We start from the raw sequence: 18,407 nt of genomic DNA, 5'->3' as shown, positions 1-18,407 counted from the left end.
GGTGTCGAACAGGCCCACCACCGCAGTGCGTCAGCGCCGGAAGCGGCAGGCGGCGTACGCGTACCGGCACCGTTGCGCGTACTGCCGACTGCGGTTCCGGTCGCTGGAGGACGCGACGCTGGACCACATCGTTCCGCGGTCGGTCTGGCCCACCTGGTCGGCTACCGCGCTGGCCCTGGCGTGCCGGGACTGCAACCAGGCCAAGGCCGACCGCTTCCCCCTCACCATCGCCCTGCTCCTCGTCGCCGCTCACGGTGAGCGGCCGGTGCTCACGGCCGACGGTGTGAGCGCTCACGACGGCCCGGCCGTGCTCACGGACCGGCCCGACATGTTCACCGGGACGGCGGGCGTGTTCACGGACCGGCCGGTGGTGTTCACGGGAGACGGGTCCGGTGTTCACGACGGGCGGTGCGTGAGCGCGGTGAGCGCGCCGGGTGCTCACGGTGAGCGGCTCGTGCTCACGGACCCGCCGGACGCGTTCACGGGGACGCCGGGCGTGTTCACGGCGAACGGGTCCGGCGTTGACGGCGGGCCGTCGGCGCTCACGGTGAGCGCCGTGAGCGCCCGTGGTGAGCGGCCCGTGCTCACGACCGACACCGTGAGCGCTCACGGCGAGCGGCCGGTGCTCACGGACCCGCCGGAGGTGTTCACGCCGGTGCCGGTGCCGGGGCTGACGTTGGGGGTGTGGCGTCTTCTGGCGTGGCTCGCCCACGTTCACGAGTCGGCGGGCCCGCCGTTGTGGGGTGTCTCTGACCTGCGTGACCGTCCGCGTCACACCGTCCGTCACGCCTCCCGTCACGCCGAGTGTGACGCGTCCCGTGACGGTGTGACGGTGTCCCGTCCGGGCGGGTCACGCCCGGGGCGGTCCGGCGGCGCGGCCGGAGGGGCGGTGGCGGCGTGAACGGGGAGAAGGAGTCGGTGAACGCTGCGGCCGGGTCGGTGAACACGCGGCAGCCCGCCGCAGGACCGGGTGGTGGTGAGGGGAAGGCGCCTCCGGCGGCGGCGCGGATCGTGTCCATGGCGCGTGAGCGGTACCGGTTCGTCCTGTCGACGGACAGCCGCCCGTACGCGGTCGCGCTGGACGGTCCGAACGTGGCGTTGCCGCTGCGGGGGAAGGCCGGTCTGCGTCAGCGTCTGGCCCGCCTGTTCGCGGACGCCTATCCGGGGGAGGTGGCGTCGCAGTCGGCGCTGGCGGACGCGATGACGGTGCTGGAGGGCATCGCGGAGGACACCGACCCGGTGCCGGTGAACCTGCGGGTGGCCCGCACGCCGGACGGCGCGGTCGTGGTCGACCTCGGGTCTGCGGACGGCCGGGCGGTCGTCGTGTCCGGCACCGGCTGGAACGTGGTGGACCGGGCGCCGGTGCTGTTCCGCCGCTCCGGCGCGATGGCCCCGATGCCGGAACCCGTCCTCGACGGCGACGGCCTGGCCGCGCTGCACGGGCTGCTGAACATGGACGGGTCCACGTTCCGCCAGCTCGTGGGCTGGCTGGTCGCCGCGTGGATCCCCGACATCCCGCATCCGGCTCTGGTGTGCAAGGGCGAGCAGGGGACGGGGAAGTCGAAGGCCGCGCAGATGTTCATCAACCTGGTCGACCCCTCCCCGGCCGCGAAGAGGAGCCAGCCCAGGGACGAGAAGGCGTGGTCGCGGCAGGCGTTCAGCTCGTGGGCGCTGTGCCTGGACAACGTCTCCACCATCCCGCCGTGGCTGTCCGACACCCTGTGCAAGGCCGTGACCGGTGACGGCGTCGTAGACCGCGCCCTCTACACCGACGACGACGTCGTCGTCCTCACCTTCAAACGCGTCCTCGCCATGACCACCATCGACGCCGGAGCCCTCGCCGGGGACCTCGCGGAACGGGTCCTGCTGCTGGACCTCCAGCTCATCGACGACACCCGCCGCCGCTCTGAGGAGGAACTCGACCTCGCCTTCAAAGAGGCGCGGCCCGCCGTGCTGGGGGCGTTGTTCGACGTGCTGGCGTGTGCGCTGGCGGTGCTGCCGGGGGTGCGGCTGGAGTCGATGCCCCGCATGGCCGACTTCGCCCGCGTCCTCGCCGCGGTCGACCAGACGCAGGGCTGGAACACCCTCCGGGACTACCTCGCCACCTCCGCGAACGTCGCGACGGACGCGTTGGAGGGCGACCCGTTCGCCATGGCGCTGGCCGCCCTGGTCGACCGGGCGGGCACCTGGCAGGGCACGGCCGCACAGCTGTTGGACACGTTGCCGGTGCCGGGGCCGGTCCGGCCGCCGACCTGGCCCAAGGACGCCACCCGCGCCGGAGGACGCGTCAAACGCCTCGCCCCGCTCCTGCGGTCCATCGGCATCACCGTGGACGACACGCAGCGTAGTCCCGGCAGGCAACGCCACCGCCTCTACATCCTGGCCCGCGCCGAACCCGAACCCCCGCCGTCCGACCCCGGCCAACCGTCGCTGTGGCCTCAGACCGCCCCCATCGGCCAGGGCTACACCGTCCCTGAACAGCCCTGACACCCCGCCGGGTGGGGCCGCCGAGCAGCGGCCCCACCCGGAGAGGGCGCGGACGCTAGCGGCCCGCAGCGTCCGCCAGTGTCCGCACAGCGTCCGCACCTCACACCCCACCTGACCTGCGCAAACAAGCGCCGTCGGACGCTGGGACGCTGCGGACGCTGGAATACACCAACTCTCCAGGACCACCACCCCCGCACCCCGCTCCCACCGTCAGACGGACACGAGGAGTCACCCCGCCATGGCCAGCGACCGGCCCACCGACCCCCGCGCCACCCTGCGCGGCGGCCTCCCCGACCGCTACCTCACCCCCGAAGACCTCGTCACCATGTTCAGCCTCCCGAGCGTCGAAACCGTCTACGCCTGGCGCCGCAAACGCATCGGACCGCCCGGCTTCCGCGTCGGCCGCTACCTCCGCTTCAACCCCACCGCCGTCCACACCTGGGAGACCGAACAGACCGCCCTCGAACCCACCGACTGACCCGGACACCACCCGGCGCGGACGGCGGCGGTAAAGCCCCCGGGCCCTACCTCGGGCGCCACCACCAGGGGGCGCCGCGACCACCCAACGCCGCCCAACCCCGAAGCCCGGGTAGAGGCACCCCTCTACCCCGGTAGAGGGGTGGGCAATGGGCCCTGACCTGGCAGGTAGCGGGGGTAAAGGGGGGCCCGGACCCGCCCCCGTGAACCCGTCCACGGCCCTCGCTAGGTCTAGCGGCCCCGCCCGCTAGACCTAGCACCCCCACTAGCGGGGCATTAGGGCGCCGACCTGCGGCCTAGCACCTAGCACCCCCGCCCCCGCACCCCGTGCACAGCGGCCCCGGAGCTCCCGGCACGGGCGCCCGCCCCACCGCTAGACGACCCGCCGACCGCGCCCACCACCCCAGGGAGACGGCGCCGCCGGGCCCAGGGAGGCAGGGAGAACTCCCTCACCGCCTCCCTGCCCCGCCTCCCTCCCGACGACCTGCGTGAACCGCCCCTCAGGGAGGCAGGGAGCCACCCCGGAGGCCCCCGCCAAACCCCCTCCCGGCGGCCGTCCGCACACCTCCTCGCCGCCTCCCTCCGGGCCCCTGACACCTCCTGACAGTCACACCCGCCCTGACACCCAAACCCCTAGACGGGAGCGGGTGTCAGGGGCCGTGACACCCGCCCTGACACCACCGCCTGACACCCCCTGACACACCCACCCGACACCCCTCCGAAGGCAGACACAGCCCATGGCCGGCCACGTCCAGGACCGCTGGTACAAGACCGAGAAGAACACCGACGGCGAGGAGACCCGGACCCGCAGCGACCGCTACGGCACCGGACTCCGCTACCGCGCCCGCTACGTCGGCCCCGACGGCACCGAGAAGTCCAAGAGCTTCCCCGACGGACAGAAGCGCCTCGCTGAGAAGTGGCTGTCCGCCATCGAGACGGACATGGCCCGGGGCCAATACACCGATCCCCGCGCGGCGCGGACCACGTTCAAGCAGTACGCCGAACGTTGGGTGAAGACCCACACGGGGGAGATCAACAGCCGTGAGGCTGCGGAAAGGCGCCTACGACTGCACGCCTATCCCCATATCGGAACGCGTCCCCTCGGGTCATTCAAGCCCGAGCACATCCGCGAACTGATCGCCGAGCTGGACAAGACGGTTCCTGCGGAATCACATCGGCGGATCATCGTGGGGACCATCTCCGCCGCGTTGAACGCGGCCGTGGACGATGGGTTGCTGAACAAGAACCCGTGCCAGGCGCGGACTGTGCAGCTTCCCAAGTCCGGCAATCCTCACGTCACCCCGTGGACGGCGGACCAGGTGTTCCGAGTGCGGGCGGCCCTCGACCATCGCTTCCGGGCCACCGTGGACACCGGCGCGGGCTGCGGACTGCGGCAGGGTGAGATCTTCGGTCTGTCCGTCGATGAACTCGACCACGAGGGCGGTTGGCTTCACGTCGGGCATCAGCTCAAGCGCATTCGGGGCAAGTACGTGTTCGCGCTGCCCAAGGGCGGAAAGGCCCGAGACGTTCCGCTTCCCGGTGCTGTGTCGGCGGTGCTCCGGGATCACGCGAAGGTGTTCCCGGCGGTCGACGTGACCCTGCCCTGGCGTACCCCGGACGGTCCACCGGTCACGAAACGGCTCCTGTTCAGTGGTGTGGAGGGCAGGCACGTCCGCGTGAGCCACTTCAACGATTGCCACTGGAAGCCCTCTTTGGCCGCTGCGGGGGTCATCCCGGTGCCGGAGCCGGGCGCCCGTTACGCGTCGGCCCGCGAGCACGGCATGCACGCGCTCAGGCACTTCTACGCGTCCGTCCTGCTGGACGCGGGGGAGAGCATCCGGGCGTTGAGTGCGTACCTCGGCCACGCTGATCCGGGGTTCACCCTGCGTACGTACACGCACTTGATGCCCAGCAGCGAGGGGCGCACCCGGAAGGCCGTGGACGCCCTCTTCCTGGCCGCTGCTTCCCTGCTTTACGGCCCACAGACGGCCCCGGACGCCTGGCACGGCCCGAAGTAGCGGGAAACTCGCTGGTCAGAGCCCTGATGGTGCCGAGGGCACGAACTTCGTCTACTTCTGGCCCATCTACACGGCCCAGCCCATCCCCATCGACTCCTGGCGGGCCCGGATGTGGCTCGACACCTGGATCTGACGCCCGGCCGGACCGGGTGACGGGGGAAGTCGACGGTCGGCGGGCGGGGAACGGGGGAAGGAGGCGACGGGCGGCGGGCCATGGCGAAACGCCAGATTCGCCACCCCCGAAGCGGCTGCCTGCGGTTTCCCCTCCACACCCCCGTCACATCGGCACGGTTCGCGAAGGATTTCATGTAGATCGTCCGGATGCGCCCGATAAGAGAGTCGCGAACGACCGCTTGATGAAGCCGGGCGACTGCGGTTACCTCGTCTTCCGGCGGCACGCGCCTCCGCGGCTCGGTGGAGCCGCTGCCCCGCGGCCCGCCGCCGGGGCGGGGGCGCTCCTCCACAGCGGTCCTGGCTCCGGGATGCCGCCCGAAGCCAGGCCCGTGCGCGGGGGCGGAACGGGCCCGGCCGAGCATCCGTCGGCCGGGCCCGTTCCTCCGGTCCGGCCAGCCGTCCAGTCCCTTCCGCCGCGTCACATGAAGTGTCCGACGCGTCCCGCGATGGCGGTGATCGCCGAAGGAGCCGACACCGTCCGCCGGTCGTCGTCCGACCGGGCCCAACGGCTCGTCCTCCTCCTGATTCCCGACCTCTCCACCTGGTCCGGACTCCTCTCTCCCGGCCTCCCAACAGCGTTGGGACCTGCCGTGCGGCAGGCGCTCGTGAGGGGGTGAGGCGGCGGACTTCCGCAACCTATCGCCGCCCCGGCGCGCTCCAGCGCGGGATCCGGCGTTCGCCACTGTTCGCCACCCCGTCCTGGGAAAGCGCCACCTCCCACCGGGGGGGGGGCGACCGCCGGGGACCGGGACCACCGGAGGACGGGGACCACCAAGGGGCGACCGGGGAGGCGGATCGGAGGACCGGAGTCGGCCCCGCCGGAGCACCCGGCCCGGCCGACTAGGCTGGAAGGCCGGTCCGCCCCCGGCGGCGGCGCCGGTTCACCCCCGTGGCAGGAGCGAAATGGCAGTCAACCTCGTCAATGTCGAGTCCGTCGGCAAGGTGTACGGCACCCGTGCCCTGCTCGACGGGGTGTCGCTCGGCGTGAGCGAGGGGGACCGGATCGGCGTCGTCGGACGCAACGGGGACGGCAAGACCACCCTGATCCGGATGCTCGCCAAGCTGGAGGAGGCCGACACCGGACGGGTCACCCACAGCGGTGGACTCACCCTGGGCGTGCTGACCCAGCACGACTCCCTGGACCCGGCGGCCACCGTCCGCCACGAGGTGATCGGCGACCTCGCCGACCACCAGTGGGCCGGGAACGCCAAGATCCGCGACGTGCTCACCGGACTCTTCGGCGGACTGGACCTGCCGGGCTTCCCGGACGGCCTGGACACCGTCATCGGCCCGCTCTCCGGCGGTGAGCGCCGCCGGGTCGCCCTCGCCAAGCTGCTCATCGAGGACCAGGACCTCATCGTCCTCGACGAGCCCACCAACCACCTCGACGTCGAGGGCATCTCCTGGCTCGCCGCCCATCTGCGGGCCCGCCGCTCCGCGCTGGTCTGCGTCACCCACGACCGCTGGTTCCTGGACCAGGTCTGCACCCGGATGTGGGACGTCCAGCGCGGCACGGTCTACGAGTACGAGGGCGGCTACTCGGACTACGTCTTCGCCCGCGCCGAGCGGGAGCGGATCGCCGCCACCGAGGAGGTCAAGCGGCAGAACCTGGTCCGCAAGGAGCTGGCCTGGCTGCGCCGGGGCGCCCCGGCCCGCACCTCCAAGCCCCGGTTCCGGGTCGAGGCGGCCAATGAGCTGATCAAGGACGTGCCGCCGCCCCGGGACACCTCCGAGCTGATGAAGTTCGCCAGCTCCCGGCTCGGCAAGACCGTGTTCGACGTGGAGGACGTCACCGTCGAGGCCGGGACCAAGACCCTGCTGAAGCACCTCACCTGGCAGCTCGGCCCCGGCGACCGGATCGGTCTGGTCGGCGTCAACGGCGCCGGGAAGACGTCCCTGCTGCGCGCCCTCGCGGAGGCCGCCCGGACCGGGGGCGAGGTCCAGCCCGCCGCCGGACGGATCGCCGTCGGCAAGACCGTGCGGCTCGCCTACCTCTCCCAGGAGGTCGCCGAACTCGACCCGGAGCTGCGGGTCCTGGAGGCCGTCCAGCGGGTGCGGGAGCGGGTCGACCTCGGCAAGGGCCGGGAGATGACCGCCGGACAGCTCTGCGAGACCTTCGGCTTCGGCAAGGAGAAGCAGTGGACGCCGGTCGGGGACCTCTCCGGCGGTGAGCGGCGACGGCTCCAGCTGCTGCGGCTGCTGATGGACGAGCCCAACGTCCTCTTCCTCGACGAGCCCACCAACGACCTCGACATCGAGACCCTGACCCAGCTGGAGGACGTCCTCGACGGCTGGCCCGGCTCGATGGTCGTCATCTCCCACGACCGGTTCTTCGTGGAGCGCACCACCGACACGGTGTGGGCGCTGCTCGGCGACCTGACCATGCGGATGCTGCCGCGCGGCATCGACGAGTACCTGGAGCGCCGCGCCCGGGTGGCCAAGGCCGCGCCCGCCGCCGAGCGGTCCGCCGTCGCCGCCCAGTCCGCCCCCGCCCCCAAGGGCCCGTCCGCCGCCGAGACGCGGGCCGCGCAGAAGGAACTCCAGCGGATCGAGCGGCAGGTCGAGCGGATCTCCGGCAAGGAGACCGCGCTCCACGAGCGGATCGCCGAGCACGCCACCGACTTCGAGAAGGTCGCCACCCTCGACGCCGAACTGCGCGCGCTCGTCGCCGAGCGGGAGGACCTCGAAGCGCGCTGGCTGGAACTCGCGGACGAGGTCGGATAGTCCCTCCCCGGGGTTCAGCGGGCCCGGGCCCGGTCTTCATGTCCTCGGCTCGCTCCGGGCTCCGGGACCTGGTCCCGATCGCGCCACGGAGGTCGGACGGCGGCCGGACGATCCGGCCGCCGCGTCGTCCGCGCGCCCTTCCCGGTGGACCCCTCCGGTACACCTGGCGCACGGGTCGCGGAGGGGGCGTGAAGGGGGCGTAACAAGGGGATCACAGGGCCGTCCGCCCTTGGGCACAGGTGCTGTCCGGCCCGGGAGCGCCGGGACGCGTGGTGATAGAAAGAGCCACCGAGACCGGAAGCTGAGCACGTTCACGTACCGCCAGGCGCGCGGCACATCATGGGGGAGCGCTGATGAGTCAGCCGTCCGAGGACCGCACGCCCGCGGAGGGCTTCGGCCCGCCGCCGAACGATTCCGGCCAGCCGGGGCCCGTTCCCCCGCCGCCTCCGTCCGGTGCGCCCGGGCCCGGTCCGTCCGCGTCCGGTCCGGCGGGGTCCGGCCCGGCTGTGTCCGGTGCGCCTGACGCACCCGGTGGGCCCGCGCTTCCCGCGCAGCCGCCGTCTCCGCCCCCGGCGCCGGGGTACGGCTACCCGCAGGGCCCGCCCGCCGGCGGCCCGTACGCGCCGCAGCCGGGACAGCCCGCGCCGCAGCCGGGCCCGTACGGCGCCCCGGGCCCGTACGCCCAGCCCCCGCAGCACGCCCAGCCCGGACAACCCCAGCAGCCCGGACAGCCGGGCCACCCGGGCCAGCACGGCCCGTACGGTCAGCAGCCGCTGGGACAGCCGGGCCCCTACGCCCAGCCCGGTCCGTACGCCCAGCCGGGACCGTACGGCCAGCAGCCCGGCCACCCGGGGCAGCCCGGCCAGCCCGGTCCCTACGCCCCGCCGCAGCCGTACGGCCAGCCGGGCCCGTACGGTCAGCAGCCGTTCGGGGCCGGGGGCTACGGGCCGCCCGGCGGGCCGGGGCAGCCGTCCCCGGGCCCCGGCGGACGGAACCCCTTCCGGGGGAAGGCCGCGATGGCGGTCGCCGCCGCGGTCGCCCTGGTCGTCGTCATCGGCGGCACCGTGCTCGCCCTGCGGGACGGGGACGACGGACCCGCCGACCCGCCGGAGAAGGAACCCGTCGCGGGCGCGAGCACCGACCCGAAGCCCTCGCCGTCCGCCTCCGTGGACCGGGGCGACGGCACCGGCGCCGACGGCGGTGCCGACACCGTCGACGTCGGGGAGCTGAACGAGGGCCGGAAGGACGGCGAGGGCAAGGTGCTGTGGTACCGGCCCGCGCCCAAGGTCCCCGGCTCCGGCGCCGACGCCCCCGGCATGTGGGTCACCGACGGGCTCGTCGCCAAGGCCGCCTACAAGCAGGTCACCGGTCACGACGCGCGCACCGGAGCGCCCCGCTGGACGGTGGACCTGCCGCAGAAGGTCTGCGCGGTGACCCCGCAGACCACCCGTGACGACAAGGTCGTCGTCGCCTACATGAGCGGTGTCAGCAGCCGCGCCAAGTGCAACCAGCTCCAGCAGATCGACCTCCGTACCGGGGACCGGGGCTGGACGGCGAAGGTGTCCGAGGGCGACCTGTTCGACAGCGCGCTGTCCATCTCACTGAACCTCGTCGGGGACACCCTGGTCGTCGGCCGCTCCATGTCGGGCGTGGGCTACGACGCCCGCACCGGAAAGCGCCGCTTCGACCTCCCCAAGTACGGCGGGGACTGCTTCCCGGACGCCTTCACCGGGGGCGACAAGCTGCTCACCGTCGCCGGGTGCGGTGCCGGGGGCGACAACGCCCGCGACGAACTGCGCGAACTGGACCCCGCCACCGGCAAGGCGCGCTGGACCAAGCCGTTCCCCAAGGGCTGGAAGATCAGCCGGGTGCTGTCCCTGGACCCGGTGGTGCTGCACCTGACCAACGACGACAAGAAGCAGTGGAACATCACCGCGCTGAAGGACGGTTCGCCCACCGTCCGCTCCCAGCTCTCCCTGAAGGAGCCGCCGGAGCCGGAGTGCGGCTGGGCGGGCGTCGACCGCCAGCTCCAGGACTGCCTCGGTGTGGCCTCCGACGCCGACACCCTCTACCTGCCGTCCAAGGCCCGTGACGGCGCCAACGAGATGATCGCCGTCAACCTGGACACCGGCCGGGAGAAGTGGCGCGCCAAGTCCACCGGCGGCCGGACCCTGCTCCCGCTGCGGGTGGAGGACGGCCAGGTCATCTCCTACGAGAAGCCCACCTACGACGCGGGCGGCGCGGTCACCGCGACCCCCGTGGGCGGCGGCACCCCGAAGAAGCTGCTCCAGAACCCGGGCGGCGGGGCGGCCACCCTGGAACGCGGCTTCTTCCAGCGGCAGCTCGCCTACGAGGACGGCCGTCTGTACCTCTCCTCCACCCTGCTGACGAGCACCAAGAACGGCGCCGAGCAGAAGCTGATGCTGGCCTTCGGCCCGTGACCCCGTCCGCGACCCCGTCCGCGATCCCGTCCATGACCCCGCCCACGCCTCCGTCGGAGATCCCGCCCGTGGCCGCGTCCATGGCCGCGTCCGTGACTCCGCTCCCGGTCCGGTCGGCGATCCCGTCCGTGCCACCGCTCCCCTCCCCGCCCCCCCACCCCCGATTCCGTCGTCCCCGTTCACGAGGTAGACACGTCATGAGCCACCCGTCCCAGCCGACCGACCCGCCGGGCGAACAGCCCGGGAACGCGTCGCCCGAGCAGGGCGGTGCCGCGCCCGTGGGCTTCGGCAAGCCCCAGGACCCGCCGCCGCCCGGCGGAGGGTTCGGCGCCCCGCAGGACCCGCCCCCGGGCGGCTTCGGCGCGCCCCCGCCCCCACCGCCCGGCGGCTACGGCCCCCCGGCGCCCCCCGGCCCTCCGGCGCCCCCGACCGCTCCGGCAGCCCCGGCCGGTCCGGGGTACGGCTATCCGGGCCCGCAGCAGCCGGGCCAGCCCGGTCAGCCGGGTCAGCCCGGGCAGTTCGGCCAGCCCGGCGGGTTCGGCCAGCCCGGGCAGGCACCCGAGTATGGCCAGCCGGGGCAGTTCGGTCAGCCCGGCCAGCCGCAGCAGCCGGGCGCCTTCGGGCAGCCGGGTCAGCCTGGCGCCTTCGGTCAGCCCGGCCCGTTCGGCCAGCCGCAGGCCCCGGCCGCCCCGGGGTACGGCTACCCCGGCGCCGCCCCCGGTCAGCCGCCCGGCCAGGGCTACGGCTACCCGGGCGCGCCCGGTGGCCCCGGCGGCCAGCCCGGGTACGGCCAGGGACCGCAGCCCTACGGGCAGTACGCGGCGCCCACCGTGCCCGCCGCCCCGCAGCCCGTCGGCTCCCCGTCCGGGCGGTCCGGCGGACGCGGCCCGATCGCGCTGATCGTCGGCGCGGCGGTCCTCGTCATCGCGCTGATCGTCGGCGGAGGCATCGTCTACTCGTCGTCCAAGGACGACGACAAGGGCGGCGACAAGAACACCTCGGCGGGCGAGAAGGACGGCAAGGACGGGAAGGGTGAGAAGGGCGGTGACGGGTCCGGCTCCGGCGGGGGCGGCGCTCCGGCCGTCTCCGGCGGCGACCCGAAGGAGGAGGCGCCCTCCAACACCAAGGCGAAGCCGCTGTTCCAGGTGGCCGCGCCGGTCGTCAAGGACGACAGCAGCATCACCGTCGCCGGTTCCTGGCTCACCGACAAGGTGTACGCCAAGTCCGGGATCGCCGAGGTCGTCGGCTACGACCCGGCCGGTGGCGACAAGCGGTGGACGGTCGAGCTGACCGGCCCGGTCTGCGCGGCGTCCCGGCACGTCACCGCCGACAACACGACCGCCGTCATCGCCCAGCCCGCGATGCCCACCAAGGCCAAGCGCTACCACGGCTGCACCCAGGTGTCGGTGCTGGACCTCGACACCGGCAAGCTGCTGTGGACGAAGACCGCCAAGTCCGCCGACCGGGTCGTCTCCTTCGACGAGGTCACCATCGGCGGGGGCACCGTCGCGGCGGGCGGCTCGGCGGGCGGCGCGGCCTGGACCGCCGCCGACGGCGCCCAGCTGTGGGCGCCCAAGCTCGGCGAGTCCTGCTACGACGCGGGGTACGCGGGCGGGGAGAACCTGGTCGCGGTCCGCCGCTGCGGCAGCTTCGACAGCCGCCGTCTGGAGATCCAGAAGCTGGACCCGAAGACCGGCAAGCCGAAGTCCACGTACAAGATGGCCACCGGGATCAGCTACGCGAGCGTCGTGTCCACCAAGCCCCTGGTGGTCGCGGCGGACGTGGGCGACTCGGCGGGCGACGGCAGCGGGATCTCCGACTTCTTCGCCATCGACGAGGAGACCGGGCGGCTGCGCTCCAAGTTCACCGCCGAGGGCGACAAGTACGCGGCCCGGTGCGACGCGACCCGCGTCGAGCAGTGCAAGCTGGTCGCGGTCGGCGGCGACCGGCTCTACCTGCCGACCGAGAAGCACGACGGCTCCAAGGAGTTCACCGACACCAACGAGGTCGTCGCCTTCGACCTGAACACCGGCAAGCTCGTGGGCGCCCGTGCCGACGCGGGCGACGGCTACGTCATGACGCCGATCCGGATGGACGGCGGCAACGTCCTCGCCTACAAGCGGCCCCCGTTCGACAAGGGCGGTCAGGTCGTCAGCCTCGACGGGAAGACGCTCAAGGAGACCGTCCTGCTGGAGAACCCCTCCCAGGAGTCCTCCCGCAAGCCCGAGCGGTCCTTCATGCCGGAGTACGCGGAGTACGTCTTCGGCGGCGGACGCTTCTACATGAGCGCGCTGTACGTCAGGAAGCCGTACAGCTCGGACGACGACCTCTATCTGGCGATGGGATTCGGTACCCGCTGAACCGACGGCCGCCCCGCGTCCACGGGACCGCCACCCGCCCGAGCCCCCGTTCCCCGGCCACCCGCCGGGGAACGGGGGCTCAGGCGCGTCATGGGGGCGCACGGAGGTGCGCACCCGCGCACAGTCATCGCCGTGCGTACCGGGTGTTCGGGGCGATTCGGGCGTTCCGGTCCGGGTGGGAGGGTCCGGGGCGGGTCTCGTGGGCGTCGAGGGCCGCCGGGACGCCGTCGTCCGTGCGCACCGGGTGTCGGGACACGCTCGGAGGTATTACCGTCGGCTTCTCATCCGTAACGGCAACGTTCCGTCGAACAAGCGTGTAGCTTCCGGATGACGAGGGCAGGGGGTCCGGATCTGTGGGGGACCGGGCGGCGAAAGTGGGGGGTAACACTGTGGGTGTGCGGCTCATGGTGGTCGATGATCACAGGCTGCTCGCGGAGGCGCTCGCCTCCGCGCTGAAGCTGCGCGGCCACCGGGTCCTGGCCGCGGCGGCACCCGCCGCGGGTGCGGCGGAACTGGTGATCTCGCGGGCACCGGAAGTGTGTCTGCTGGGCACCGCGGCCCCGGCGGAACCGGGCGTCTTCGATCCGGTGGTCCGCATCAAACGGGACCGTCCGCAGGTGGCGGTGGTGGTCCTCGGGCCGGTGCCGTCGCCCCGGGGCATCGCGGCGGCCTTCGCCGCCGGAGCCTCCGGTTACGTGCGGCACGACGAACGGATCGAGGGCGTCGAACGGGCCATCATGAAGGCCCGCGCGGGCGAGTCGGCGGTGGCGCCGCAACTGCTCCAGGGCGCGTTCAGCGAGCTGCTGAACCCGGCCGCGCAGCCCGACGACGAGGGCCAGCGGCTGCTCCAGATGCTGACGCCCCGTGAGGTCGAGGTGCTGGTCCGGGTCGCGGACGGCGAGGACACCCGGCTGATCGCGGCGGGGATGGGCATCGCGCCCTCCACGGCGCGCACCCATGTGCAGCGGGTGCTGATGAAGCTCGGGGTCGGCTCCCGGCTGGAGGCGGCGGCCCTCGCGGCACGCACCGGACTCCTCGACCGGGCCGGACCGGTCGCCCCCTCGCGCGGGGCGACGCTCCAGCCGGGCACCTCCGGGCTCTGACACCCGCGGGTCCGGCGCCCGCTGGTCCGGCGCCCGCAGGTTCGGCTTCCGCTGGTCTGGCGCCCGCGGGTCCGGTGTCTGCTGGCCTGACGCCTGCTGGCCTGACGCCCACCGGTTCGGCGCCCGCTGGCCTGGCGCCCGCAGGTTCGGCACCGGTTGGCTTGACGCCGACCGGTCCGGCATCCGCCCGTCTGACGCCTGCCGGTCCCGCACCGGCTGGTGTCCGGTGCCCGCCGAGCCGACGCCCGCCGGTGTGTGACGCCCGTTCCGTTTCCCGGTTCTCCGGCCCGTGTACCCGGTGGTCTCCGTCGCCCCGGCACACGGGCCGGTGTCCGTTCCGGTTGGGTGACGCCAGGGGCGCGCGAACCGGCGCACGCGCCCATCCACGCGGTACCGCGCCCGGAATCCGTTCGCGTGGACGTTCGAGGGTGGGGGTGGCGGGGGAAGTGCGGGCGGGCGGAGGTCCGGACCCGGGAAAACGGTTCCGCGCGTCCGGGAGCGAGGTGGTGCCGTACCCGGCCGGGTGGTCCCGCGACCGGAAGCCCTTCCGTTCGACCGAGGCGCCCCGATGTCTCCGCGAGGGCATCGGCAGCCGTGCGAAGCCCGACGGAGAGTCCCAGCTCAGCCCGGCGCGAGCGCCCGGACGGCATGGTTCCGCGCTCCCGGGCGCCCCTCGAACACGCCCCGTCCGCGCGTCCGTCCACGCGTCCGTCCGGGACTTGTCCGGAGCCCCCGCCGGTCCCGGACGAAGACCCTCCCGCCCCCGTCGCGACACCGCGTCCGCAGGCGGCCCGAGGCTCTGAGCCCCTGTCACTCCACCCCCCGTCTTCTCACAGTTGTTTGATTATGGTGACCTAAATCCGCCTCTCCCTTGACGCTCCCGTTGACCCCATGGTTTATTGTGTTGAATTCTGTTGGATCACTCGGGGCTCGGCAGGGCCGCCGACGAGGAGCGCCGCAGTGAAGAAGACGTCGACCCGGCTGGCCGACGGCCGGGAGCTCATCTACTACGACAGCCGGGCCGACACGGTCCGTGTGACCAGCGACCCCCGCCCCCCGGCGGCCGTCGCGACCGCCTCCGAGATCCGCCACGACCCCCTGCTCGACGACCACGTCGTCATCGCCTCGCACCGCCAGGACCGGACCCACCTCCCGCCCGCCGACGAGTGCCCGCTGTGCCCCTCCACCGGCGACCGGCCCACCGAGATCCCGGACAGCTCCTACGACGTCGTCGTCTTCGAGAACCGTTTCCCCTCCCTCGCCGGGGACGCCGGACGCTGCGAGGTGGTCTGCTTCACCCCCGACCACGGCGCCCGGTTCGCGGACCTCAGCGACGAGCGGGCCGCCCTGGTCCTCGACGCCTGGACCGACCGGACCGCCGAACTGGCCGCGCTGGACTCGGTGGAGCAGGTCTTCTGCTTCGAGAACCGGGGCACCGAGATCGGCGTCACCCTCGGCCATCCGCACGGCCAGATCTACGCGTACCCCTTCACCACCCCCCGCACCGCCCGGATGCTGCGGTCCACCGCCCGGCACCGCGCCGCCACCGGCCGCAACCTCTTCGACGACGTCCTCGCCCGGGAACGCGCCGACGGCTCCCGGATGGTGCTGGAGACCGACGACTGGGCCGCCTTCGTCCCGCACGCCGCGCACTGGCCCTACGAGGTGCACCTCTACCCCCGGCGCCGGGTCCCCGACCTGACCGCCCTGGACGACGCCGCCCGCGCCGGTTTCCCCCGGGTCTACCTGGACCTGCTGCGCCGCTTCGACCGCCTCTTCGGCCCCGACGCGCCGCCGACCCCGTACGTCGCCGCCTGGCACCAGGCGCCGTTCACCGCGCCCGGGGAGCGGGACGACTTCGCGCTCCACCTGGAGTTGTTCACCGTCCGCCGCACCACGGGCAAGCTGAAGTTCCTCGCCGGTTCCGAATCCGGTATGAGCGTGTTCATCAACGACGTGCCGCCGGAGGAGGCGGCCCGCAGACTGCGAGAGGCGGCGGACGGGTGACCCCGGACCGGAACCGAGGACAGGACCAGCACCCGGCCCAGGACCAGGGCCCGGACCAGGCACAGGGCCGAGGCCCGGAACAGGCGCGGGCACAGCGTCAAGGCCCGGACCAGGCGCAGGTACAGGGCCAGGATCCCGACCAGGCACAGCGCCGATGCCCGGACCAGGCGCGGGACCGGCAGGGAGACGGTGGGGCGGCCCCGCCCCCCGGCCGCTACCTGGTCACCGGGGGCGCCGGGTACATCGGCGGTGCGGTCACCGCGCTGCTGCTGGCCGCCGGGCACCGGGTGACCGTCCTGGACGACCTGTCCACCGGCTTCCGGGCCGGGGTCCCTGCCGGGGCCGCGTTCGTGGAGGGACGCGTCCAGGACGCCGCCCGCTGGCTCGACGGCTCCTACGACGGGGTCCTGCACTTCGCGGCCTCCTCACAGGTCGCGGAGTCCGTCGCCCGGCCGGAGAAGTACTGGGAGAACAACGTCGGCGGCACGATGGCGCTGCTCGCCGCGATGCGGGACGCGGGCGTGCGGCGGCTCGTCTTCTCGTCGACCGCCGCCACCTACGGCGAACCCGTGCGGACGCCCGTCGCGGAGACCGACCCCACCGTCCCCACCAGTCCCTACGGCGCGACCAAGCTCGCCGTCGACCACATGATCGGCGGCGAGACGGCGGCGCACGGCCTCGCGGCGGTCTCCCTGCGGTACTTCAACGTGGCCGGGGCCCACCGCGCCCCGGACGGCACCCTGTACGGCGAGCGCCACGACCCGGAGTCCCATCTGATCCCGCTGGTGCTCCAGGTCGCGTCGGGCGGACGGGACGCCGTGCACGTCCACGGCGACGACTACCGCACCCCCGACGGCACCTGCGTCCGCGACTACCTCCACGTCACCGACCTGGCCCGGGCCCATCTGCTCGCCCTCGGCGCGGCCGTCCCCGGCGAGCACCTGATCTGCAACCTCGGCAACGGCAACGGCTTCTCGGTCCGCGAGGTGATCCGGACGGTCCGCGAGGTGACCGGCCACCCGGTGCCCGAGGTGCCGGGCCCGCGCCGCCCCGGCGACCCGGCCGTCCTCGTCGCCTCCGCCGCCACCGCCCGCGAACGCCTAGGCTGGCGGCCCGAACGCCCGGACCTGGCGGACATCGTCGCGGACGCCTGGGAGTTCGCCCACCGCGCCACGACTCCCGGGTCCGGCCCCACGGAAGCGGCCACGGAAGCGGCCACCGAAGCGGCCACCGAAGCGGCCACCGTAACGCACGCGCCTCACGCACCCGTGCCCGAAGCCGTCGCGCGGACCTTCGAGGCCCTGTACGGGCGGGCCCCCGAAGGGGTGTGGGCGGCGCCCGGCCGGGTCAACCTCATCGGGGAGTACACGGACTTCAACGAGGGGTTCGTGATGCCGCTCGCCCTGCCGCACACGGTGGTCGTCGCGGCGGCCCGGCGCACCGACGGGGTCCTCGCGCTGCACTCGGCCGGGGCACCCGACCCCGCCGAGCCCCCCGTGGAACGCCGCGCCGCCGAACTCGCCCCGGGCGACGGCCACGAGGGCTGGACGGCCTACCCCGCCGGGGTGCTGTGGGCGCTCGCGGACGCCGGGCACACCGCCGTCCTCGGGGGCGCGGACCTCCACTTCGCGTCCACCGTCCCGACGGGCGCGGGGCTCTCCTCGTCCGCCGCCCTGGAGGTGGCCACCGCCCTCGCCCTGGACGCGCTGTACGGACTGGGGCTCGACCGGCCGTCGCTCGCCCGGCTCGCGCGCCGCGCCGAGAACGCCTACGTGGGCGTGCCCTGCGGGATCATGGACCAGATGGCGTCCGCGTGCGGCGAGCCCGGCCATGTGCTGCACCTGGACTGCCGGGACCTGACCGTGACGCCGATCCCCTTCGACCCCGGCGCGCACGGACTGCGGCTGCTGGTGGTGGACACCCGGGTGCGGCACTCCCTCGGCGACGGGGCGTACGCCGACCGGCGCGCGGCGTGCGAGAAGGGCGCGCGGGAACTGGGCGTCTCCCATCTGCGCGACGTTCCCCACGACACGCTCCCCGAGGCCCTCGCGCGCCTCACCGACGAGCGGGTGCGCCGCTGCGTCCGGCACGTGGTCGGGGACGGCCGACGGGTCGCGGAGACCGCCGCCCTGCTCACCGAGGGCACTCCCGGGGCGCTGCGCGCGCTCGGCCCCGTCCTCAGCGAGGGCCACCGCTCCCTCAGGGACGACCTACGGGTCTCCTGCCCGGAACTGGACCTCGTGGTGAGCGCGGCGGAGACGGCGGGCGCCCTCGGCGCGCGGATGACCGGAGGCGGGTTCGGCGGCTCGGCGGTGGTCCTCACCGAGGTGGCCGACGCGGACCGGGTCACCGAAGCCGTACGGTCCGCCTTCGCCCGCGCCGGGTACACCGCCCCCCGGGTCTTCGAGGCGACCCCGTCCCCGGGCGCCCGCCGCCTCCGCTGACCCGCCCCGCCCCACGGCCCGCTCGCAGCCCGGGCCCCGTAGCCCGGGCCCCGTAGCCCGGGCCCCGTAGCCCGGGTCCCCGCAGCCCGGGCCCGTCCGACGGACGGCCCCGCCGGACGCCCCCAACACCGCACCCCCGTGATCGTCCTGACGAACGGTCACCTTGCGATTT

11 protein-coding genes and 1 pseudogene are annotated in these 18,407 nt (G+C 73.8%); 11 read left to right on the top strand and 1 reads right to left on the bottom strand.

What is annotated here, in order from left to right:
- Position 1: 1 nt before the first annotated feature.
- From ACVWNX_RS13055 to ACVWNX_RS13035, 5 genes are all read left to right on the top strand, one after another.
- Positions 2-901: an HNH endonuclease gene (locus ACVWNX_RS13055; RefSeq protein ID WP_454414088.1), complete on the top strand. Its 900-nt coding sequence runs from the start codon at positions 2-4 to the stop codon at positions 899-901.
- A gap of 116 nt (positions 902-1,017) precedes the next feature.
- Positions 1,018-2,487: an ATP-binding protein gene (locus tag ACVWNX_RS13050; protein ID WP_454414087.1), complete on the top strand. Its 1,470-nt coding sequence runs from the start codon at positions 1,018-1,020 to the stop codon at positions 2,485-2,487.
- A 238-nt stretch (positions 2,488-2,725) separates the two neighbouring features.
- On the top strand, positions 2,726-2,965 hold the full coding sequence (locus tag ACVWNX_RS13045; RefSeq protein ID WP_454414086.1) for a helix-turn-helix domain-containing protein: 240 nt from the start codon (positions 2,726-2,728) through the stop codon (positions 2,963-2,965).
- 736 nt (positions 2,966-3,701) lie between these two features.
- Positions 3,702-4,982, top strand: coding sequence for a tyrosine-type recombinase/integrase (locus ACVWNX_RS13040; protein ID WP_454414085.1), 1,281 nt, complete (start codon positions 3,702-3,704; stop codon positions 4,980-4,982).
- A 1,077-nt stretch (positions 4,983-6,059) separates the two neighbouring features.
- A complete protein-coding gene (locus ACVWNX_RS13035) occupies positions 6,060-7,880 on the top strand; it encodes an ABC-F family ATP-binding cassette domain-containing protein (RefSeq protein ID WP_454414084.1) in 1,821 nt (606 codons plus the stop codon).
- A 311-nt stretch (positions 7,881-8,191) separates the two neighbouring features.
- Here the strand turns inward: ACVWNX_RS13035 and ACVWNX_RS13030 are convergent, their stop codons facing one another.
- Positions 8,192-8,728, bottom strand: coding sequence for a hypothetical protein (locus ACVWNX_RS13030; protein ID WP_454414083.1), 537 nt, complete (start codon positions 8,726-8,728; stop codon positions 8,192-8,194).
- Between the two features lie 168 nt (positions 8,729-8,896).
- Here ACVWNX_RS13030 and ACVWNX_RS13025 point away from each other — a divergent pair, with 168 nt between their 5' ends.
- The 6 genes and pseudogenes from ACVWNX_RS13025 (at position 8,897) to galK (ending at position 18,235) form a co-directional block, all read left to right on the top strand.
- The gene (locus ACVWNX_RS13025; RefSeq protein ID WP_454414082.1) at positions 8,897-10,321 is read left to right on the top strand and encodes an outer membrane protein assembly factor BamB family protein; all 1,425 of its coding nucleotides are present in this window, start codon (positions 8,897-8,899) and stop codon (positions 10,319-10,321) included.
- A gap of 197 nt (positions 10,322-10,518) precedes the next feature.
- On the top strand, positions 10,519-12,681 hold the full coding sequence (locus ACVWNX_RS13020; protein WP_454414081.1) for an outer membrane protein assembly factor BamB family protein: 2,163 nt from the start codon (positions 10,519-10,521) through the stop codon (positions 12,679-12,681).
- Between the two features lie 389 nt (positions 12,682-13,070).
- Entirely contained in the window at positions 13,071-13,784 is a 714-nt protein-coding gene (locus ACVWNX_RS13015; protein ID WP_454414080.1) for a helix-turn-helix transcriptional regulator, read from the top strand.
- A gap of 960 nt (positions 13,785-14,744) precedes the next feature.
- Positions 14,745-15,791: a galactose-1-phosphate uridylyltransferase gene (gene galT / locus ACVWNX_RS13010; RefSeq protein ID WP_454414079.1), complete on the top strand. Its 1,047-nt coding sequence runs from the start codon at positions 14,745-14,747 to the stop codon at positions 15,789-15,791.
- A gap of 218 nt (positions 15,792-16,009) precedes the next feature.
- Positions 16,010-16,966 (top strand): annotated as a pseudogene (galE, locus tag ACVWNX_RS13005) (UDP-glucose 4-epimerase GalE); the annotation flags it as partial.
- Positions 16,967-17,059: 93 nt separating this feature from the next.
- Positions 17,060-18,235, top strand: coding sequence for a galactokinase (galK, locus tag ACVWNX_RS13000; RefSeq protein ID WP_454414741.1), 1,176 nt, complete (start codon positions 17,060-17,062; stop codon positions 18,233-18,235).
- Positions 18,236-18,407: the final 172 nt, after the last annotated feature.

This window comes from Streptomyces sp. JNUCC 64, from assembly GCF_054484115.1.
The sequence above is the reverse complement of the archived record's forward strand: the minus strand, read 5'-3'. Positions and strand labels throughout refer to the sequence as shown.